At 60.3% G+C, this 19,773-nt stretch carries 17 protein-coding genes; 8 read left to right on the top strand and 9 right to left on the bottom strand.

Going from position 1 to position 19,773, the window contains the following annotated elements; genetic code table 11:
• The first annotated feature begins 201 nt into the window (after positions 1-201).
• From NIBR502773_RS29965 to NIBR502773_RS29945, 5 genes are all read left to right on the top strand, one after another.
• Positions 202-765, top strand: coding sequence for a GNAT family N-acetyltransferase (locus NIBR502773_RS29965; RefSeq protein ID WP_141157726.1), 564 nt, complete (start codon positions 202-204; stop codon positions 763-765).
• A gap of 203 nt (positions 766-968) precedes the next feature.
• Positions 969-2,318 carry a HAMP domain-containing sensor histidine kinase gene (locus NIBR502773_RS29960; protein WP_141157897.1) on the top strand — a complete coding sequence of 450 codons (1,350 nt, stop codon included), beginning with the start codon at positions 969-971 and terminating at the stop codon, positions 2,316-2,318.
• A complete protein-coding gene (locus NIBR502773_RS29955; protein ID WP_141157725.1) occupies positions 2,303-2,689 on the top strand; it encodes a response regulator in 387 nt (128 codons plus the stop codon). The genes NIBR502773_RS29960 and NIBR502773_RS29955 overlap by 16 nt, the downstream gene beginning before the upstream one ends.
• Before the next feature lie 9 nt (positions 2,690-2,698).
• Complete coding sequence (locus NIBR502773_RS29950; RefSeq protein WP_141157724.1) at positions 2,699-3,943, top strand: EAL domain-containing response regulator; 1,245 nt, start codon at positions 2,699-2,701, stop codon at positions 3,941-3,943.
• Positions 3,944-4,027: 84 nt separating this feature from the next.
• Positions 4,028-5,380, top strand: a complete 1,353-nt coding sequence (locus NIBR502773_RS29945; protein ID WP_141157723.1) for a sodium:proton antiporter — start codon at positions 4,028-4,030, stop codon at positions 5,378-5,380.
• Here NIBR502773_RS29945 and NIBR502773_RS31105 read toward each other — a convergent pair.
• The 4 genes from NIBR502773_RS31105 to NIBR502773_RS29930 all read right to left on the bottom strand — a co-directional run bounded on the left by NIBR502773_RS31105 (position 5,371) and on the right by NIBR502773_RS29930 (position 8,597).
• Positions 5,371-5,505 (bottom strand): hypothetical protein, encoded by a 135-nt coding sequence (locus NIBR502773_RS31105; protein WP_256097785.1) that lies wholly within the window; start codon positions 5,503-5,505, stop codon positions 5,371-5,373. The genes NIBR502773_RS29945 and NIBR502773_RS31105 overlap by 10 nt on opposite strands.
• A gap of 11 nt (positions 5,506-5,516) precedes the next feature.
• A complete protein-coding gene (locus NIBR502773_RS29940; protein WP_115487360.1) occupies positions 5,517-5,729 on the bottom strand; it encodes a hypothetical protein in 213 nt (70 codons plus the stop codon).
• A 148-nt stretch (positions 5,730-5,877) separates the two neighbouring features.
• Entirely contained in the window at positions 5,878-7,938 is a 2,061-nt protein-coding gene (locus NIBR502773_RS30725; RefSeq protein ID WP_177414162.1) for a dermonecrotic toxin domain-containing protein, read from the bottom strand.
• 113 nt (positions 7,939-8,051) lie between these two features.
• Entirely contained in the window at positions 8,052-8,597 is a 546-nt protein-coding gene (locus NIBR502773_RS29930) for a hypothetical protein (protein WP_027605795.1), read from the bottom strand.
• 614 nt (positions 8,598-9,211) lie between these two features.
• Between NIBR502773_RS29930 and NIBR502773_RS29920 the strand changes: the two genes are divergently transcribed.
• Both NIBR502773_RS29920 and NIBR502773_RS29915 read left to right on the top strand, forming a co-directional pair.
• Positions 9,212-10,621 (top strand): circularly permuted type 2 ATP-grasp protein, encoded by a 1,410-nt coding sequence (locus NIBR502773_RS29920; RefSeq protein WP_027605794.1) that lies wholly within the window; start codon positions 9,212-9,214, stop codon positions 10,619-10,621.
• Between the two features lie 2 nt (positions 10,622-10,623).
• The gene (locus tag NIBR502773_RS29915) at positions 10,624-11,574 is read left to right on the top strand and encodes an alpha-E domain-containing protein (RefSeq protein WP_065941447.1); all 951 of its coding nucleotides are present in this window, start codon (positions 10,624-10,626) and stop codon (positions 11,572-11,574) included.
• Between the two features lie 4 nt (positions 11,575-11,578).
• On the opposite strand, the gene NIBR502773_RS29910 is transcribed toward NIBR502773_RS29915, so the two are convergent.
• The 3 genes from NIBR502773_RS29910 to NIBR502773_RS29900 all read right to left on the bottom strand — a co-directional run bounded on the left by NIBR502773_RS29910 (position 11,579) and on the right by NIBR502773_RS29900 (position 16,501).
• Entirely contained in the window at positions 11,579-12,520 is a 942-nt protein-coding gene (locus tag NIBR502773_RS29910; RefSeq protein WP_141157722.1) for an alpha/beta fold hydrolase, read from the bottom strand.
• Positions 12,521-12,602: 82 nt separating this feature from the next.
• A complete protein-coding gene (locus NIBR502773_RS29905) occupies positions 12,603-14,855 on the bottom strand; it encodes an ATP-dependent DNA helicase (protein ID WP_141157721.1) in 2,253 nt (750 codons plus the stop codon).
• Positions 14,852-16,501, bottom strand: a complete 1,650-nt coding sequence (locus NIBR502773_RS29900; protein WP_141157720.1) for a VRR-NUC domain-containing protein — start codon at positions 16,499-16,501, stop codon at positions 14,852-14,854. Before NIBR502773_RS29900 ends, NIBR502773_RS29905 begins: the two co-directional genes overlap by 4 nt.
• A 186-nt stretch (positions 16,502-16,687) precedes the next feature.
• On the opposite strand from NIBR502773_RS29900, the gene NIBR502773_RS29895 reads away from it, so the two are divergent.
• Positions 16,688-16,912, top strand: coding sequence for a YgdI/YgdR family lipoprotein (locus NIBR502773_RS29895; RefSeq protein ID WP_065941443.1), 225 nt, complete (start codon positions 16,688-16,690; stop codon positions 16,910-16,912).
• A gap of 57 nt (positions 16,913-16,969) precedes the next feature.
• On the opposite strand, the gene NIBR502773_RS29890 is transcribed toward NIBR502773_RS29895, so the two are convergent.
• Together NIBR502773_RS29890 and NIBR502773_RS29885 are read right to left on the bottom strand one after the other, a co-directional pair.
• A complete protein-coding gene (locus tag NIBR502773_RS29890) occupies positions 16,970-18,394 on the bottom strand; it encodes a lipase (protein ID WP_141157719.1) in 1,425 nt (474 codons plus the stop codon).
• Between the two features lie 40 nt (positions 18,395-18,434).
• Positions 18,435-19,772, bottom strand: coding sequence for a TolC family outer membrane protein (locus NIBR502773_RS29885; protein ID WP_141157718.1), 1,338 nt, complete (start codon positions 19,770-19,772; stop codon positions 18,435-18,437).
• Position 19,773: the final 1 nt, after the last annotated feature.

The following is a 19,773-nucleotide window of genomic DNA, read 5'->3' as shown; positions in this document are numbered from 1 at the left end:
TGGGCATGTGGGGTTGGACCAGACTGCGCCGCGACGGCGCGCCGAACGTTGATCATGGTCAACCCTTTGCCGATGCGCATGACCGAATGTCGCCTGCCCTGCCCGGCGGCCAGGCGTCTTGATGCAGATCAATGGCGCCCCTGCTCCCAGGGGCATGATCGAAAGGCACTGTTGCCCGATGCTGACCGCCAGGAGCCCACCATGCCTACCCTCGAAGCACGCAACCAGCAGGCCGCCCTCGCCTACGCAGCGCAACCGAGACCCCACTGGATCGATCAGCTCGACGATGGCCGTCATGTGCTGGTGCGCCCCCTCGGCGCCGACGACCGTGAACGGGAATACACGTTCATCAAGGGCCTGTCCCGTGAATCGCGGCACGCGCGCTTCCTGGGGGAAATCAACGAGCCCGGCAAGACCCTGATGGACCAATTGATGGATGTCGATAACCAGCAACGCATGGCCTTTATCGCCCTGGTGCACGACAACGGTCAACTGATCGAGATCGGCGTGGCTCGCTATGCCGCAGCCAACGCGGATGAATGCGAATGCGCGGTCACCGTGGCCGATGCCTGGCAACACCTGGGCCTGGGGCGCCTTTTGATGCTGCACCTGATGACGGCGGCCCGCGCCAATGGCTTCAAACGCATGTACACGGTCGACGCGGCAACCAATGCGCCGTTGCGCGAGTTGAACCAGGCCTTGGGATTCCACAGCCTCATCGACCCGGATGACAGCACCCAGGTCATCAGCAGCGTGATGCTCTAAGCCGCGCCGCCCGGTAACAGGGCGGCCCGCCGCCCTGTGTCGGCGTACACTCGTTTGAGTGTATCCATACCGTAGTGCGAGCGGTATCTGCTATTGTCCGGGGACCTCATCTCCTCCTCATCGCGTCCACGCGATTTTCTGTGAGCATGCTCTGCGGCCCTGTCATCGACATGGCCGGGCCGATCTGCCTGGAAAACACCGCCATGGACAAACCCGTCACTGGACCACCGCTTGAAGCCCAATCACGGGCTGAAAAAATCGTCGAATTCAAACGCCAGAAAACCCTGCTGAAAACCGGTGCCCTGCAAGACGCAATCTTCAATAGCGCCTACTTCTCCAGCATCGCCACCGATGAAAAGGGCGTGATCCAGATCTTCAATGTCGGCGCCGAACGCATGCTCGGCTATGCCGCCGAGGATGTCCTCAACCGCATTACCCCCGCCGATATCTCCGACCCCGACGAACTGATCACCCGCGCCGCCGCCCTCAGCCTGGAGCTGGACACGCCGATCACGCCGGGCTTCGAAGCCCTGGTGTTCAAGGCGTCCCGTGGCATCGAAGATATTTACGAGCTGACCTATATCCGCAAGGACGGCAGCCGCCTGTCGGCCATGGTCTCGGTGACGGCGCTGCGCAACCGTCACGACACCATCATCGGTTACCTGCTGATCGGCACCGACAACACCGCACGCAAACACGAAGAAGCCGAACGCAAGGGCTTTGAGCGCGCGCTGGAGGAAAAGAACCTGGAGCTGGAACATGCCAGCCATATGAAGTCCGAGTTCCTCGCCACCATGTCCCACGAATTGCGCACACCGCTGAATGCGGTGATCGGTTTTTCCGAGGCGTTGAAGGACGGGCTGGTGGGCGACATGAGTGAGACCCAACGCGAATACATCGGCGACATCTTTACCAGCGGCCAGCACCTGTTGTCGCTGATCAACGACATTCTCGACCTGTCCAAGGTCGAAGCCGGGATGATGGACCTGGAGTTGGAAGCCGTGGAGCTGGCGGGCCTGTTGTCCAACAGCCTGTTGATCGTGCGCGAAAAAGCCGCCCTGCAACGCATCCAGTTGAAGCTCGAAAGCCAGGGCGACTTCGGCACACTGGCCCTGGACCTGCGCAAGACCAAGCAGATCATCTACAACCTGCTGGCCAATGCGGTGAAGTTCAGCGCCCACGGCAGTTCCGTGACCCTGGCGGTGCGCCAGGTGGCCCGCGCGCAGGTCGGGCGAGTGCCCGGCGATTGGCCGATGCACGGGTTCGCCCTGCAACCCAGCGGCCACCAGCAGTTCCTCGAATTGAGCGTCAGCGACACCGGTATCGGTATAGCCGAGGAGGACATGGGCAAGCTGTTCAAGGCCTTCAGCCAGATCGACAGCAGCCTGGCGCGCAAATTCGAAGGCACCGGCCTGGGCTTGGCGATGGTCAAGCAGCTGGTCGACCTGCACGGTGGCAGTGTTGCGGTGGCCAGCCGTGAAGGCCTGGGTGCCCGGTTTGTGGTGTGGCTGCCACTCCACCGCGGCACGGAGGCTGGATGGCCCATATCCTGATCGTCGAAGACAACCAGGCCAATATGCGCCTGGCCCGACTGCTGCTGGTCAACGTCGGGCACACGGTGGTGTGGGCCGCCGACGCCGAGAGCGGGCTGACCCTGGCCCGTGAAGCCCAACCGGCGCTGATCCTGATGGACATCCAGCTGCCGGGCATGGACGGCCTGGCCGCTACCGCGCTGCTCAAGCAGGACCCGCACACCGCCCATATCCCGGTGATTGCCCTCACCGCCATGGCCATGAAGGAAGACCGTGAAAAGACCCGGTTGGCCGGTTGCGATGCCTACATCAGCAAGCCGTTGCGCTACAAAGAGCTGTACCAGATGATCGACACGCTGTTGCAACACACCACCCTCTCCCCCCTCAGATGAGTCCTCTCCATGGCCAGCCAACCCGCAACGCTGTTGATCGTTGATGACGAACCCCAGGTTCGCAAGCTGCTGGAAACCCTGTTGCAACATGAGGGCTACCAGACCCTGACGGCGGCCAGCGGCGAGGAAGCCTTGCAACTCGTGGCCAAACAGCCACCTGACCTGATCCTGCTGGACATCATGATGCCGGGCATGGACGGCTACGAAGTGGCCAGCCAGCTCAAGGGCGACGCAGCCACGGCGAGCATTCCGATCATCATGCTGTCGGCTCTCAGCGAGTCGAGTGCACGGGTCAGTGGCCTGGAAACCGGTGCCGAGGAGTTCATCAGCAAGCCGGTGGAACGGGTCGAACTGTGGCTGCGCGTGCGCAACCTGCTGCGGCTCAAGAGCCACGGCGATCAACTTAAGCGCCATAGCCAGTTGCTTGAGCAGCAACTGCAACACCATGCCGGTGACAGCGCGCGCATGAATGTGCACGACCTGGCCCGCCAGGACCTGGAAACCGCCCTGCGCCAGGCCGTGGAACGCGAGGAATTCACCCTGCACTACCAGCCAAAAATCGCGTTGGCCGATGGGCAGATCTGCGCCTTGGAGGCACTGCTGCGTTGGGAGCGCCCGGGTTACGGCGCGGTATCGCCAGCGATATTCGTGCCTATCCTTGAAAGCCTGGGCTTGATCGTGGAGGTGGGCCGCTGGGTGATCCGCAGCGTGTGCCAGCAAATTTCGACGTGGCGGCGCAGCGCGATTGGCGCCGTCGAGGTGTCGGTGAACGTCTCCGGCCATCAGTTGATCGAGGGCGACCTGATTGCCGATATCGCGCGTATTCTCAATGAGACCGGCGTCGAACCCCATTGGCTGGAAGTGGAACTGACCGAAGGCTCGCTGATGGAGAATACCCAGCACACCATCGCCAGCCTGCAACGCCTGCACGCCATGGGTGTGAAGATCTCCATTGACGACTTCGGTACCGGCTATTCGAGCCTGGCCTACCTGCGACGCTTCCCCATCGATACGCTGAAGATCGACATTGCGTTTATCCGCGAGGTCACCAGCAACCCCCAGGATGCCGCGATCACCCGCACCATTATCGAGCTGGCCCATAGCCTGAACCTGCGGGTGGTGGCCGAAGGTGTGGAAACCCAGGCGCAATTGGCGTTCCTCAAGGAGGCCGGCTGCGATCAGATCCAGGGCTACCTGTTCAGCCGGCCGCTGCCAACTGAAGACCTGGAGCGCCTGCTGATCAATCGCCAATGAATTCAAAGCGACGCAATCACATTGAACCTGCAGTCAGCGACACGCCTCGAACGTGAATAGACCACGGCCCTGGACACCCTCCCGATGACTTTTATTCTATGGATGGCCGTCCTCGGTGCCGTGCTGCTGACCCTTGCCCTCACCTCCTCTTACCTGCGCTGGATGCCGGTGACCACCTCGGCGGTGTGCCTGTTGCTGGGCGTGGGCATCGGCCCCCTCGGCGTGGACCTGCTGCACCTGGACATCAAGCAATCTGCGCGCTGGATGGAGCACCTCACCGAAGTCGCGGTGCTGTTTTCACTGTTCGTCAGCGGGCTCAAACTGCGCCTGCCCCTGGGCCATCGCACCTGGCGCATCGCGTTCGGCATGGCCGGGCCGGTCATGCTGTTGACCATCCTCGGCAGCTGCCTGGCGCTGCATTACGTGTTTGAACTGTCATGGGGGGTGTCGCTGCTGGTGGGTGCCATTCTCGCGCCGACCGATCCGGTGCTGGCGGGCCTGGTACAGGTCAATAATGCACAGGATTACGATGCGCTGCGCTTCGGTTTGTCCGGAGAAGCCGGGTTGAACGATGGCACGGCCTTTCCCTTTGTGATTTTTGCCTTGGTCTTCATGCAGCACGGCGGCTTTGACGGTGACTGGCTGGGCGGTTGGGCGATGAAGAACCTGCTGTGGGCGGTGCCGGCCGGGCTGTTGATCGGTTACTGGATGGGCCGGGGCATTGGCCGCACGACCCTGTGGCTGCGCGTCAACAACAGTGATAGTACGCTCTCCCCCAATGACTACCTGACCCTCGCCCTGATCGCCCTGGCCTACGTGGTGGCCGAAGCGGTGGGGGGTTACGGCTTTCTGTCAGTGTTCGCCGCCGGGCTCGGGCTGCGTCAGGCAGAGTTCAGGTCAACCGGCCACTCGCACACGCCGTCGGAGCATTTGGCGCTGCCGGTGGTGGGTCATCTTGAGGTGGAACCGGAGCACGCCCTGCAGGGGGATGTGAGCGAGCTGGCCGAGACCCAGATCGCCGCCGGCGTAATGATGGGCGACATGCTCTCGTTCGGCAGCCTGGTGGAGCGCTCGATGGAAGTGTTCCTGGTCACGGTGCTCGGCATCGTGCTGGCCAGTCATTGGGATTGGCGGGCATTGCCGTTGGCGGCGTTGCTGTTCTGCGTGATTCGACCGGTCAGTGTGTTTGCAATGCCCTGGGGTCGCCTGGTCGACCGCCAGCAGCGCGGACTGATGGGCTGGTTCGGGATTCGCGGAATCGGCAGCATCTACTACCTGTTCTACGCGCTCAACCATGGCCTTATCGGCACCAGCAGCGCGGTGGCGGTGAACCTGACGTTGTCAGTCATCGCCTTGAGCATCGTCGTTCATGGCTTGAGTACCCAGCCTATGCTCGCGTGGTATGAACGACGTGCCCAGGCGAAAGCTCAGTCCTGACGCTCGGTATTGCCCACATCCGCCGCGTCATCCAGATCGTTGAGCGGTACTTCTGCATCATCCATCAGGGACCCCGGGTCTTCATTGCCCGGATCGTTGAGTTCTTCTTCCAGTTCTTTGGACATGACCGTCTCCTCTAACCGCCTTGGGTGTCGATATCGGCATCGGTTTCAGGCTTGGGCTCGCGCTCAGGCTTGAAGTCTGGACTGTAGTCGTTTTCCCTGGCCTTGGGGTCGGCGGCGGGTTTCGGGTCTTTCGGTGCATCGGCCGCCGTGCCTGGGGCCGGTTCGCCGCCGTCGATTGCCGGGTCGTTACGGTTGCTGACTTGGGGATCATTGCCTGGGCACATGGGTCACCTCTGTTGAAAAAACGCAGCCTGGGTAAAGTTAAGGCCCCGTATGGCGCGATGAAGTTCCAATTGCTTAGCACCATAGGCACCTGCTCAGTCGGCCGGTGCCTATGGAAACCTCAGAGCGCCTGCTTGCGTTATAAGCGTTTCAGCCCGCGGGTGAAAACGTGACTGGCCGATAGGTGAATGTCCAGGCTTTGATAGGGTTGTAATGCGGATTTTTCTTCGCGACGTTGAACGCCTGGCTGGCGAATTTGTTTTCCACGTAGAAATTAGCGAGACCATCAACAGCCTTGCGCTCTACCGGAAGCAGCTGCTCTTCCCCTCCCAGGGTTCGTGAAATGTATTGTGTCGATTTGAGCTTGAGTTCGTTGATGAACTCCGGTGTGACATAGGCCGACAGGGTGCCCTCGTAGCCCTTTACCGGCTTGCCGATCAGCTTGCTGAATTCGGCGGCAAAGGAGTTCTCTTTGCCATTGCCGGAGTAGCACATCAATAACCGCACATTGTCATATTCGCTGGGATCGACCCCTTTGGCTTTCAGCGTATCCAATAACTCTTGTGGCGTGTGCGGCTTGCCGTCGTAAAGAATTCTCGTTGGTGTCTTGGTGTCAGTGCTCAATGTCCAGGTATTTGGCTCTTCGCCGTGCGCCAATATATTCAAACGCACCTTGGTGTCTTTTTTATTGAGATCGGCAAATGTGAAGAGGCCATCACCCGCTTCCTTGAGATTCTCCATGGTGCCCCCCAACTTAATCAGTTGGCCGTTCTGAACAGACATTTCGCTCACAGGTTGTATGCCGTTCACAGGGCTATGCGAGGTCTCCTCAGGCAACTTTTCTGTCGCGCCCGGTATCTTGGTCCGCACCGAACTTTTAGGTTTGCCAAGCATCTCTGAGGCAGGTATGTTTTTTCTGGCGGGGCTGTCAGGTTTCAATGCAAGCGCATCCGCCATGTCCCTCTTCTCTTGATCACTGAGCGGTTCATTTCTTATCGCCTTAGCAAGCAATGCCCCCAACGTTCTTGCCTGCCCATAAAAAGGAACAAAACCTTGGGCTACGTTCCCAACGCCACTTAATATGGAATCCATTTCTACTTTTTCGAGACCGAACACCTTGCCGATCTGATTATTCTTATTCAAATCCAGCAACAGTGCGCTGAATGGATTATCCATGTAGCGCTCTATGCTGTCTGCGGTATTTTTATCGACACCAAACACCTGCAATGCGTCGCCAATACCGTTGAAAGGATGTTCAAGGTGTGTCAGAAGTTCTTCGTACAGCCCTCGAATATCATTCGCGCCTACGTTATTGGCCGCCTCGTTCTCAACCTTTGCGGCGAATTCTCCGGCCGTCATCGGCACCAGCGGCTTGTAGGTATTCAAGCCCCCTTTGATAAAATAAAAATTCTCTTTTTTATCTTCTCCGATGAAGTTCCCATAAGCGTCATATGTATAAAGTACTTTTTCTCCGTCAGGCTTCACGCCGGAATAAAAAACACGCCCTTCAGGGCTGACGCGCTCTTTTTTAAGGCTGGTCAACCCGTTGACTTTAGCCGGAGGTTCAGAGTTTTGTTTATCCAGTCGATTGAATACATCTTCGCCCTCATTGGCATAGGGGCCAACGATGGCATTGATATCGTTATTCTTAAACCGGGTCATGGTGTCGATGACATGATTTTTTGCCCCGGTGCCACCCTCTGCAAAGTGCTGACTGAAAGAATCCAACTGAGTGGTGTCACTCGCCACTGTTTTTAGCCAGTTATTCATCTCCTCCATGGTGTTGAATGCCTGAAATGAAGTACCGTCGTTTTGAGGAATGAAAAGCACGATATTGACGCTATCTGTACGAGTAGGCACACGCTGCATGAAAATTATATCGCTGGCTTGTATACCATCCACGGCAAAAGTCTTGACTTGGACATTAGGCAAGTTTTTTTTGCCCGGTGATAACAATGCTTCAACGATATTATTCGTGTCCGGTGTCACACGGCCACTATTCAAATCCTTCACCAGAGCTTCACTCAACTTTTCCTGGGAATTTTTGAGCGTATAAGTGGTATGTGACGGCTCTGCGGTGCCAGAAGCCGTTGGGGCATCTGACGATTGCGTCTTGAACTTGAATTCATTACGGGGAGCAGACCAGGCAGAGGGAGCTATAGACATTAGTTTACCAAGATCGATGGGATTGTCGGAGTAATGACTCAGCAACGCAGGATCCTTCCGGCGAGGTGATCGATCTTATGTGATTTTGTTATAGGAAATTGTTCCTACAGCAACTATTACTTATTGTTTCAACAGTAACTATCATCAGTTCCAAATGCCTAGGAGCCCGGATTATCCACCTGAATGTAAAACGCATACGCCCCTAGCAACACCCAGAACACCATGAACAGCCACGGCGCACGCATGGAGAACAGCAGCGACTTGCGGTAGCCCTTATGGGACGACTCCATTTCGGAAAACAGCGGCGACTCATCGTAGGCCATGCCCATCACCGGCTCGCTGCGCAGCAGTTCGCTCTGTTTATAGTGCCAGTGATCGATGATTTCGTACGCGGCGCGGATCCCCGGCCAGGCATTCAGGGAACTGAGTATGCCGAGCAGCGTCAGGAACACCGGCACCACCAGGGTGAACAACTTGCCCCACTCGGGGTTGAGGTTGCCCATGCCGGAGACAAAGGCAATCACCAGGAACGACTGCGCCGTCAGGTAGGCATCGGTGCGGTTGGCAAGGATGGTGGTTTCGTATTGGATTTCGCGACGGTAGAAGTCCAGGCGGTCCTTGGGCGAGCCGAAGATCTTGGCGTTGTGCTCGCTGTGGTCGGCCAGGTTCGCTTCCGGGGTGTCGGGTGAAATGATTCTGGGCACATCCGTGCTCCCTGCTGGGCTTAAACCCCTTAGAAGAATCGGGCCGTGGCGAAGTTCAAGTTTGTTGTTGCACCATATCAGTGCGAAAACCGCTCCCTTATGGTGAGCAGCCTTGTCATGGCCTGCCTTTTTTGTGTGATAAGCGGGCTTAATATGGTGATCGGGCTTGTTGCGGTGAGCGGGCTTGCCCCGCGTTGGGCTGCGCAGCGGCCCCAAAAAAACTTGGGAGCGCTTCGCACTCCAACGCGGGGCAAGCCCGCTCACCACAGCAAGCCCGCTCACCACAGCAAGCCCGCTCCCCCCAGCAGTCCGGCTCCCCCCAGCAGTCCAGCTCACCACAACAGTCCAGCTCACCCCAGAAGCCTGTTAACCCCAGAAGGCCCGCTCACCACAATGGGAAATCAGCGCGGGATGCCCATTCCGGCACACGCATTGCTTTATCCATTCATCTGCCCGAATACAGGAACATTCGTTACCCCCCGACCCAGAGCCGACCCCATAAGAAAGTAAGGACCAGGCCCTGTGGCACCCTCAGCCACGGGCTCATAAAAAAATGCGTTTTTTAAAGCGGCAGTGCCACCCAAGGCTACCCTCGGCACTGACAAGGTACTGGAATGGCTCGATCTTTCTTCGATGAAATGAATGACGCAAACGGCGTGTGCCGTGCGCACTATCAGGACTTCTCCCGCTGGCTGGCCAACACGCCGCCGGAATTGCTGGCCCAGCGCCGTCGCGAAGCCGATCTGCTCTTCCATCGCGCGGGAATCACCTTCACCCTTTATGGCGACGAGCAGGACACCGAGCGCCTGATCCCCTTCGACATCATCCCCCGCAGCATCCCCGCCAGTGAATGGAGCGTGATCGAACGCGGTTGTATCCAGCGCGTCAATGCACTGAACATGTTCCTCGCCGACATCTACCACGACCAGCGCATCATCAAGGCCGGGATCATTCCGGCCGACCAGGTGCTGGGCAACGAGGGTTACCAGAAGGCCATGGTCGGCCTGGATCTGCACCGCGATATTTATTCCCACATCTCCGGGGTGGACCTGGTACGTGATGGCGACGGTACCTACTATGTGCTCGAAGACAACCTGCGCACCCCCAGCGGCGTGAGCTACATGCTCGAAGACCGCAAGATGATGATGCGCCTGTTCCCCGAGGTGTTCGCCAAGCAGCGTATCGCGCCGGTGGACCACTACCCCAACCTGCTGCTCAAGACCCTGAAAAGCGCCAGCCGCCTGGACAACCCCAATGTGGTGGTGCTGACACCCGGGCGCTTCAACAGCGCGTTCTTCGAACATGCGTTCCTGGCGCGGGAAATGGGCGTGGAACTGGTGGAAGGCGCCGACCTGTTCGTGCACGACCTCAAGGTGTTCATGCGCACCACCGACGGGCCCAAGGCGGTGGACGTGATCTACCGGCGTATCGACGACGCATTCCTCGACCCGCAGGCGTTCAACCCGGAATCGATGCTCGGCGTGCCAGGTCTGGTCGCGGCCTACTGCGCCGGCAATGTGGTGCTGGCCAATGCCATTGGCACCGGCGTGGCGGACGACAAATCGATCTATCCCTATGTGCCGGCGATGATCAAGTTTTACCTGGATGAAGAGCCGATCCTGCAAAACGTGCCGACCTTCCAGTGCCGCAAGCCCGATGAACTGTCCCACGTACTGGCCAACCTGGCCGAACTGGTGGTCAAGGAAACCCAGGGCTCCGGCGGCTACGGCATGCTGGTCGGCCCAGCGGCCACGGCGGCCGAGATCGAAGATTTCCGCCAACGCATCAAGGCCCGCCCCCATGCGTATATCGCCCAACCGACCCTGAGCCTGTCCACCTGCCCGACCTTTGTCGAAAACGGCATCGCGCCCCGGCATATCGACCTGCGGCCCTTTGTGCTCTCGGGCAAGGAAACCCGCCTGGTGCCGGGAGGCCTGACGCGGGTGGCATTGCGTGAGGGCTCGTTGATCGTCAACTCGTCGCAAGGCGGTGGAACCAAGGACACCTGGGTGGTGGAGGGCTGAGTATGTTGAGTAGAACCGCCGCAGATCTGTATTGGATGTCCCGTTACCTGGAACGCGCCGAGAACCTGGCGCGCATGCTCGAAGTCAGTTACTCGCTGTCGCTGATGCCCCAGGCCGGGCGTAGCGATGGTCTCGACGAACTGGCGATGTCGTTGCTCAGCAGCGGCACCCTGGACAGTTACCTGGAGCGCCACCAAACCCTGGATGCCGAGCGCATGCTGCACTTCTTCGCCCTCGACGAAGAAAACCCGGCCAGCATCTACAACTGCCTGCGCGCCGCCCGGGGCAACGCCCATGCAGTGCGCGGGCGCATCACCGCCGACATGTGGGAAAACCTCAACGCCACCTGGCTGGAAATGCGCAGCATCGCCGCCGGCGGCCTGGCACGCCATGGCATCAGCCACTTCTGTGACTGGGTCAAGCAGCGTTCGCACCTGTTCCGCGGCGCCACCTCGGGCACCATCATGCGCAACGACGCCTATCGGTTCATTCGCCTGGGCACCTTTGTCGAGCGCGCGGACAACACCTTGCGCCTGCTGGATGCACGCTATGAGATGTTCGGCGAAGAGTCGGAAGAAGTCAGCGACCTGTCGGCCCGCGGGTATTACCAGTGGAGCGCCCTGCTCCGCGCGTTATCGTCGTTCGAGGCATATACGGAGCTGTATCCGAATGCGCTGAATGCGCGGTCGGTGTCGGAGTTGCTGTTATTACGCAGTGACGTGCCGCGTTCGTTGCATGCGTGCATTGAAGAGTTGAGCCATATCCTCGCCGACCTGCCTGGCAGTTACGGGCGCACCGCACAGCGCCTGGCGGCGGAGTTCGAGGCGCGGCTTAGGTACACCGGGATTGATGAGATTCTCGAAGACGGCCTGCATAGCCGTCTCACGGAGTTCATCGACACCGTGCGCGAGTTGGCGCGTGCGATCCACAGTTCCTACCTGGAAGTGGTCTGACGGTTCAGTGCCGGCCCAGGAAATCGAGCAGCAACGTGTTAACCCGCGCGCCCTGCTCGTTCTGGATCCAGTGCCCGCAGTTGGCCAACACGTGCAGCTCCAACTGCGGCACGCATTCGGGCATGCGTTTGAGCGTATGGGCCTCGAATACGCCCACCGGATCGCGGTCGCCAATCAGGAACAAGGTCGGCTGCAACACCTGGCGGCCGGCGAGGAACTCGGTGCGCTGCCAGTTGCGCTCGAAATTACGGTACCAGTTCAACGGGCCGCGAAAGCCCTGTCCAGCGAAGGTTTGCACGTACACGTCGAGGTCTGCCGGTGTACACCAGCGCGGCAATGCACCGGGCGTTGAAGTGCCCTCAAGCAACGTGGCGGTGGCCGGTTTCTGCTGTAGAAACACATCCTGGTCCTGCATGAACAGGCGCAAGGTGCGTTCGATATCGGCATCCAACTCCTGCTCGGCCACTCCCGGTTCCTGGAAATACAGGATGTAATTGAAGCGGTCGGCATACAGCTCGCGCATGATGTCGATCACCGGCCGCCGAGCACGCCCGGCGAAAGGCACGGACATCGTGACCAACCGAGTGACGCGCTCCGGCTCGAGCAACGCCAGGTGCCAGGCCACCACGGCGCCCCAGTCATGGCCGACCATGGTGACCTGATCATGACCGAAGTGATCCATGGCCTGCTGAATATCGCCACACAGGGTCAACAGGTCATAGTCGGCAATCTCGGCGGGCGAACTCGATGGCCCGTAACCGCGCATTTGTGGGACAAACACCCGATAACCTGCCGCGGCCAACGCCGGAATCTGTTCACGCCAGGAGTGCCAGCACTCGGGAAACCCATGGAGCAGCCAGATGGGGCGGCCCTGTTCCGGCCCCGCGACATGCACCCATAGCTCAATACCGTTTACAGGGATCTTTTGCGCGGGCAGTTGGCTCATGGTCGGTGCCTTTCCTGGAAGTTTTTGCCTAGCCTGGGGGATCCGTCGTGCAAGAACCAGCATTATTGATGGCAGGAATAGCTCAATAAACCGTCCACCATCCCGGCAACAACTGGCGGACCCGCGCCTCCCCGAACCGATCATCCATCAACATCACCACGCCCCGGTCGTGCTGGCTGCGGATCACCCTCCCCGCCGCCTGCACGACCTTTTGGATGCCGGGGTACAGGTAGGTGTAGTCGTACCCTGCGCCAAAAATCGCCGCCATGCGCAGTTTTATCTGCTCGTTGACCGGGTTGAGTTGCGGCAAGCCCAGGGTGGCGATAAATGCGCCGATCAGGCGTGTGCCCGGCAAATCGATGCCTTCACCGAACGCGCCGCCCAGCACGGCAAAGCCGACGCCTTGGCTGTGCTCGGTGAATTGGTCGAGAAAGCCTTGGCGTTCGGCCTCGGCCATGCCCCGCGACTGTTGCCACAGCGGGATCTGCGGGTGTGTTTCGGCAAGCAGTTGCGCCACCTGCTGGAGGTAATCAAAGCTTGAGAAAAACGCCAGGTAGTTACCCGGTTGCCGGGCAAACTGACGGGCGATCAGCTCGACAATCGGCGCCAGCGAGGCTTGACGATGCACGAAGCGGGTGGAGATGTCATCGACGATGCGCACGTGCAGTTGTTCGGCCTTGAACGGCGATTCCACGTCGACCCAGGCCGTGTCCGCTGGCAACCCCAGCAGGTCGGCGTAATAGTGGCGAGGGCTCAAGGTGGCGGAAAACAACACGCTGCTGCGGGCCGCCGTCAAGCGCGGCCGGATGAATTCGGCGGGTACCACGTTGCGCAGGCACAGGGTCGAGCTGCTGCGTTTGCCGCCGAGCTGGCGCTTGCTGATGTCGAAGATGAAGTGCTCGTTGAACAGCTCGGCGACCTTGCTAAATTGCAGCGCTTCGAAGTAGAAGGCTTGCAGGTCACCGCTGAGGGCTTCGGGGTGGTCGTTGAAGTAATCGCCCAGGGCGCTGGTGCACAGGTTCAGGGCCTGGAGCAGTTTGTCCGGGCGCAAGCTGTAGGCCTGGTACGGCGCGAGCTGGTCCTTGTGCAGGGCGTTCCATTCGCGGTTGAGGCGCTGCAGGGGTTTCTTCAGCGGCTCGGGCGCGGTGTCCCGCAGGATCTTCAGGCTGTACTGGTCGAGGCTCGCGCTGTACATCGAGCGGGCGCGCTCGACCAGGTTGTGGGCTTCGTCCACCAGCACGGCAGCGCGCCATTGGTTGAGTTGGGCCAGGCCGAAGAGCATGGCACCGAAGTCGAAATAGTAGTTGTAGTCGGCAACCACCAGGTCGGCCCAGCGTGCCATTTCCTGGCTCAGGTAATAGGGGCACACCCCGTGATCGAGGGCGACATCGCGCAGGTTGTGTTGATCGAGCAGACGGACCTTGGAGGCGGCAAGGCGCGCGGCGGGCAAACGGTCGTAGAAGCCCTTGGCCAACGGGCAGGCATCGCCGTGGCAGGCTTTGTCCAGGTGTTCGCAGGCCTTGTCCCGCGCCACCAGTTCGAGAACGCGCAGGGGCAGGTCGCTGCTGGCGTGCAGCACCTTGGCTGCATCGAGGGCGAGTTTGCGACCGGGGGTCTTGGCGGTGAGGAAAAACACCTTGTCCAGTTGCTGGGGCGCCAGGGCCTTGAGCAGCGGGAAGATCGTGCCGATGGTCTTGCCGATGCCCGTGGGCGCCTGGGCCATCAGGCAACGGCCGGTGCTGACGGCCTTGTACACCGACTCGGCCAGAGTGCGTTGGCCGGGGCGAAAATCGGCATGGGGGAAACGCAAGGTCTGCGCCGCCGCGTCGCGCGCCTCGCGGTGCTGCATTTCCTGGCGGGCCCAGCCGAGAAACAGTGCACATTGCTGGTCGAAGAACGCTTGCAGCTCGTCCGCCTGGAAACGTTGATTGAGCAGGGTTTCGCCTTCGCCGACGATATCGAAATACACCAGCGCCACGTCGATATCCGTGAGGCCAAGCTTCTGGCACATCAACCAGCCGTACACCTTGGCCTGGGCCCAATGCAGTTGCCGGTGGTTGGCAGGCTGGGCACCCAGGTCGCCGCGATAGGTCTTCACTTCTTCCAGGCGGTTGGCGTCCGGGTCATAGCCGTCTGCCCTGCCCCGCACCTTCAGTTGCTGGTAGTCGCCTTCGAGGGCCACTTCGTTCTGGTAGTGCGCGCTGCGTCGCGAAGCAACGGTGCGATGGCCCGCTATACCTTCCTGGGCGCTGGGCGACGGGGTAAAGCGCAGGTCCAGGTCGCCCACCTTGGCGGTGAACTCGCACAGCGCCCGCACGGCTACGCTGTAGCTCAAGCGGGTTGCTCCGCCCAGCGTACGTAGCAGACGGTAACGGGCATCTGGTATTCGCCGCAGAACTCCAGCCAACGCAACTGGTTGTCTTGCAAGCGGTCGCCAGGGCCCTTGACCTCGATCATGCGATAGGTCTTCTGCGCCGGCCAGAACTGGATCAGGTCCGGCATGCCGGCACGGTTGGCGCGGATGTCCAGCAGCAACCGTTCGAACCAGTAGCGCAGGTGTTCGGCCGGCAGGCAGGCCAAGGCTTGTTCCAGCAGGTCTTCACTGAGCAGGTTCCAGAACACAAAGGGCGACTGGATCCCCCACTTATCGAGGTAGCGTTGGCGGATGGTGGTCATGTAGCGCCCGTCCTGCAGTTGCGCAAAACACGCGTCAAACAGGGGGGCGCGGCGCGCGTGGAAGTCTTCGCTGTGCAGGTCCGCCGGCCCGCGCTGGAACGGGTGGAAGAACGCCCCCGGCAGCGGCGCGAAGATCGCATCCCAGCACAGCAGGCCGAACAGCGAATTGATCAGGCCGTTCTCGACGTAGTGCACCGGTGCATCAGGTGCGCTCAGGTGGGCCTGGACACAGGACTCCACCGACATCAACGACTCCGGCAGCGCAAGTTCCAGGTCCAGGCGCGTGACTTCACGGGATTTGAGCGTCGGCAGCCGGGGTTCGCCCAGCTTGCGGCGCAGGCGGGGCATGACGCGCAACAGGTGCTGCTGTTCGGCGGCACTTTCCGGTGCTTGTTGCGCGACGTTTGCCAGGGCCATGGCCTGGGCGTAATCCTCCTGGCGCTCCAGCACGCGAATCAGCCGCGCGCGGGCGCCGGGATAAGCGCAGGTGCGGTAGACCTGCTGCGCCAGGTCCAACTCGGCACTGCGCTCGCAATACTGGCCGAGCTGGAACAACAGCTTGGCCCGGCGCTTTTCCAGCCAGGGGTTGTCGGTGTTCAGCGTGGCCACTTCAGCCAGCACCTGCGCCAGCGCCTCACCGCGTTCAAACGCCTGCTGGCATTGGTGCAGGAACATAAAACCGTGCACGTCGGCGCGGCTGCGCAACCCCCGCGATTCGGCGCAGAACTCGACTTTTTCATAGGTGTAGATGCCCAGGTCGGCGAGCACGAACTCGGACCAATCCTGGTGCAGGTTGCCGAAGAACATCAGCCGCAGGCGGTCGCATAACTCCATCACGGTGAGGCTGTACAGCGTGTCGGCCAGGTCCGGGCACCAGTCGGCGAAACGGCGCGTGTCGGTGAACTGCGCCGCCAACCCGTCCAGCCAGTCGGCCTTCCTGCCTTTGGGCTGGTCGATCCAGGGTGCAAAGGTGCTGAGGATCTCACCTTTTTGCAGCAAGGCGAATAATGCTTCAAATGCCAGAAGATGCTTGTCGTCCACCCATCCCAATTCCCGCAAAGGCGCGGCAGCGGCATGGGGGCAACCAATCTCCGCGTAGTGCAGCTTGCCCGCGCGAAAATGCACGCCCTTGCGCATCACCATGCGCACCAACAGCGCCTGGGACGCTTGCGGCAACCTGTCGAATTGCTGAATGAAATGCTGTTCGTCAGGATCGAGCAGATCGGCATAGCGTTGCCCCAGCCAATGCAGGACCTGGCGGAAGTTATGCAGGTAATAGAGCGGATCGTCGAGGGGATTGGGCATGGCGGGCGCAGGTCAAATACTGGTTATGCATACAGAGTGCCGTTCCCCATACTGTGTTGCAATCGGTAATAGATAAATGGCGCACGCAACTTTTTGTATAAAAGTGATCAGATGGGGGAGTCGATGGCGTAAAATTTATGGCCCGCAGCCTTGGCGCGGGACTTTTCAGGGTTAACGGTAAGGGTTATGAACATGAAGAATTTGGGGCTGCCACTGGTTGCACTCACTTTTCTGGTATTGGCCGGTTGCGCGACGCAAACCGTAGTGACGCTGCAAAATGGCACGCAGTATTTGACCAAAGACTCTCCAAAAACCAAGACGGCCGATGGTTTCTACGAGTTCACCGACATTGCCGGCAAACACATCCGTGTCAAAGCCGACGATGTGGCGACGGTGCGCAAGGAGGACTGATTTCCAGCGGCCCGCACTGATCAAATGTGGGAGAGGGCTTGGCCCCCTCCCACCGTTTTAACCGATCACAATCCCCTCCCCCGACAAGCCAACCACACCCACCAACGTCACCGAGTCCGCGCCAAAACTGATCACCGTATCCCCGCCCACGACCTTGGCGTGATCACGGTAATCCGCACTCCCCTCAACGTCCCTGAACACCAGCTTGTCCGTTGCTTGATAGCCGATAATCCGGTCCTGGCCAAACGGCCCGCTGAACAAAAAGGTGTTATGCCCGCTGCTGTCGCGGATCGTGTCATTGCCCTTGCCACCCTCGATGAAGTCCGCGCCCTTGCCGCCCTGGATCAGGTCATTGCCGTCGCTGCCAATGATGTAGGTATCGCCCTTGTGCGGTTCGGCATTGCGGTTGAGGTCCTGCACCCAGGTGGTGGCGCGTGCCGGGTCGGACAGGTTGGCGACGATAATCGTCGAGTCGCGGCTCATCTGCCCATAGAACCCGGACTCGAGGATGCGCGTCATCCCATCGCCATACCCCGTAGGCAAATGGGAGATCCAGGTCGGCAGGTTGGTGATGGAAAACGGCAGCACATTCCACAGCGTCGAAGCGTAGTGGTCGTTGAAGCTGACGATATTGTCGGTGGTCGATTCATGGGGTTTGTCATGCACGCCCAACGATGACCAATTGAAGGATGAGCCGTCCAGCGCCCGGAATACCGGGTCGTTTTCGTAGCCGATATTAAGCACCTTGTCGCCGGCGCTCTGGGTCGGCGAGGCGTAGGCCAGGTAGTTGGCGTCCTGGTAGAAACCTGCCCATTTGCTGCTGCTCAAGTCGGCCATGCTGTTGACCGCCAGGCCGCCCAGGCTGTGGCCGCTGACCACCACGTCGTGGCCGCTGAGGCCGTGGGCACTGGCGTAGTCGGCGACGTTCTTGAGCAGGCCGCCAAAGGCTTCGCCGGCGTAGTTCTTGGCGTAATCCTTGGGCCCCAAGGCCGCGAGCAGATCGCTGACCAGATCGCCAATGGAGTCGCTGACCAGCGTTTCCCGAGGGCCCGACGTACCGCGAAAACCGATACCGATTTCCAGCAACTTGCCGGCGTCGTCGTACTTGCCCAGCACCTCGACCTGGGCCGTGGTGTAGCCAGCCTTTTCGCCGAAGAACGTACCGCGGGCGTCGACCTTGCCGGTATAGCCCAGGGTGCTGGCGCTGATGGGGGTCCAGCCTGCAGCCTGTACGGCGTCCAGGGCGGCTTTTTCCGAATCCGGGTTCCAGGGAATGCCGGGAATCACGCCCTGGGAATCCGTGCTGCCCAGCAGTGCGCCCACCAGCGTGGCGGGCAAACCGAGCCCCAGGCCGTTGTGCTGGTAGCCCACGGCAAAGCCGTTATCCAGGTTGTGGTAGGTATACAGCGTGATCGCCATGGCATCGGCGAACAACGCTTTGGAGCCCTCGGCCCCGAGGTTTTTATAGTCAAACACGCCCATGGTCTTGCCTCTCTGTTGTTGGAATTGTCGAGAAAGTCAATTAATGCGGTGCCGACCCGAACGCCTCATCCACCTTGGCCAGGTCGGTGTCGCGCAGGTTGCCGGCGTAGTAGTGCAATTTGGTCCAGGCCATCAGGTAGTCGTAACGCGCCTGGGCCAGGTCGCGCCGCGTGCTGTAGAGCTGTTGTTCGGCGTTCAGCGCATCGAGGTTGACCCGCTCGCCACCGAGAATGCTCTGTTTGGTCGACACCACCAGCGCTTCTGCGGAGGCCAGGGCTTTTTGATAGGCGCGCAGTTTGCTCACGCCGGACAGACAGGCACTGAACTGCCGACGCAGTTCGATCAGGGTCTCGCGGGTCTTGCCTTCCAGCTCATACTCGGCCTGTTCCATGGCGCGGCTGGCCTGGCGAGTGGACGCGGAGATGCCGCCACCGGCATACAACGGCAGGCTCACTTCGACGCCGATGGTGTTGGTGTCGTAGCGCTGGTTGTAGGTGTTGCCGCTGTCGGACTCCTGCTGGCGCGAACTGGCATACGCAGTGACCTTGGGCAGGTGCCCGGCGCGGTTGCGCTCCACTTCATAACGTGCGACTTCCAGGGCCTGGCGCTGGGACGCCAGCGTGGGGTTGTTGCTGATCGCCAGTTCATGCCAGGTGTCGTAGTTCGCTGGGGTCAAGGTGAACGCGGCGAAGCCTTCGTTCAACGGGGCGAGGTCGTGGATATTGACGCTTTGCACACCGATCAGCGCGCCCAGTTCTCTAAGCGAGGCATCCTGTTCGTCCAACGCCTGGATCTCTTCGGCGGTGGCCAGCTCATAGCGCGACTCGGCTTCGAGGATATCGGTGCGGGTGCCCTCGCCCTGCTGGAACAGGTGCCGGTTCTGCTGGAACTGCTGCTCGAAGGCTTTCTTCTTGGCCCGTGCGATATCGATCTGGTCCTGGGCAAACAGCGCCTGGGTGTAATAGCTCAGCACCCGCACCAACAAGGCCTGGCTCTTGTCGCGAAAGCTTTCGTCGGCGAACAGTGCCTGGGCCACGCCCTTGCGGTAGTTGGCGTAGGCCTCATAGTCGAACAGCGGCTGTTGCAGGCTGAAGGTCGAGCCGTAGCTGTTGTAGTTGCGGTCGTCGTGGTAATTGCCGCCGCGGCCGTCGGGCAACGTGGCCTGGGAGTTGTTGCGGCCCTTGTTGTAGTTGTACGACAGTTTGGGCAGCAAGCCGGCGCGGCCGATGGTGCGGTTTTCCAGGCCGGCGTCGCGCTCCTTGATCGCACCGAGAAACACCGGATCGTTACGCAAGGCCTGCTCGTACACATCGAACGGGCCCATGGCGGCCTGGGCATTGACGCAGGTGAACAGCAAGGCGATGAACACAGCTTTCATG

It is taken from the genome of Pseudomonas sp. NIBRBAC000502773 (assembly GCF_006517195.1).
GTDB lineage: Bacteria > Pseudomonadota > Gammaproteobacteria > Pseudomonadales > Pseudomonadaceae > Aquipseudomonas > Aquipseudomonas marginalis.
Note: the sequence above shows the minus strand (reverse complement) of the source record. Positions and strands in the feature narration are given on the sequence as shown.

What these genes read in the sequence shown, in the direction of transcription:
- NIBR502773_RS29965 (WP_141157726.1), top strand. Translation starts at nt 202, where the DNA reads ATGCCTACCCTCGAAGCACGCAACCAGCAGGCCGCCCTCGCCTACGCA.
- NIBR502773_RS29960 (WP_141157897.1), top strand. Translation starts at nt 969, where the DNA reads ATGGACAAACCCGTCACTGGACCACCGCTTGAAGCCCAATCACGGGCT.
- NIBR502773_RS29955 (WP_141157725.1), top strand. Translation starts at nt 2,303, where the DNA reads ATGGCCCATATCCTGATCGTCGAAGACAACCAGGCCAATATGCGCCTG.
- NIBR502773_RS29950 (WP_141157724.1), top strand. Translation starts at nt 2,699, where the DNA reads ATGGCCAGCCAACCCGCAACGCTGTTGATCGTTGATGACGAACCCCAG.
- NIBR502773_RS29945 (WP_141157723.1), top strand. Translation starts at nt 4,028, where the DNA reads ATGACTTTTATTCTATGGATGGCCGTCCTCGGTGCCGTGCTGCTGACC.
- NIBR502773_RS31105 (WP_256097785.1), bottom strand. Translation starts at nt 5,505, where the DNA reads ATGTCCAAAGAACTGGAAGAAGAACTCAACGATCCGGGCAATGAAGAC.
- NIBR502773_RS29940 (WP_115487360.1), bottom strand. Translation starts at nt 5,729, where the DNA reads ATGTGCCCAGGCAATGATCCCCAAGTCAGCAACCGTAACGACCCGGCA.
- NIBR502773_RS29920 (WP_027605794.1), top strand. Translation starts at nt 9,212, where the DNA reads ATGGCTCGATCTTTCTTCGATGAAATGAATGACGCAAACGGCGTGTGC.
- NIBR502773_RS29915 (WP_065941447.1), top strand. Translation starts at nt 10,624, where the DNA reads ATGTTGAGTAGAACCGCCGCAGATCTGTATTGGATGTCCCGTTACCTG.
- NIBR502773_RS29910 (WP_141157722.1), bottom strand. Translation starts at nt 12,520, where the DNA reads ATGAGCCAACTGCCCGCGCAAAAGATCCCTGTAAACGGTATTGAGCTA.
- NIBR502773_RS29900 (WP_141157720.1), bottom strand. Translation starts at nt 16,501, where the DNA reads ATGCCCAATCCCCTCGACGATCCGCTCTATTACCTGCATAACTTCCGC.
- NIBR502773_RS29895 (WP_065941443.1), top strand. Translation starts at nt 16,688, where the DNA reads ATGAACATGAAGAATTTGGGGCTGCCACTGGTTGCACTCACTTTTCTG.
- NIBR502773_RS29890 (WP_141157719.1), bottom strand. Translation starts at nt 18,394, where the DNA reads ATGGGCGTGTTTGACTATAAAAACCTCGGGGCCGAGGGCTCCAAAGCG.
- NIBR502773_RS29885 (WP_141157718.1), bottom strand. Translation starts at nt 19,772, where the DNA reads ATGAAAGCTGTGTTCATCGCCTTGCTGTTCACCTGCGTCAATGCCCAG.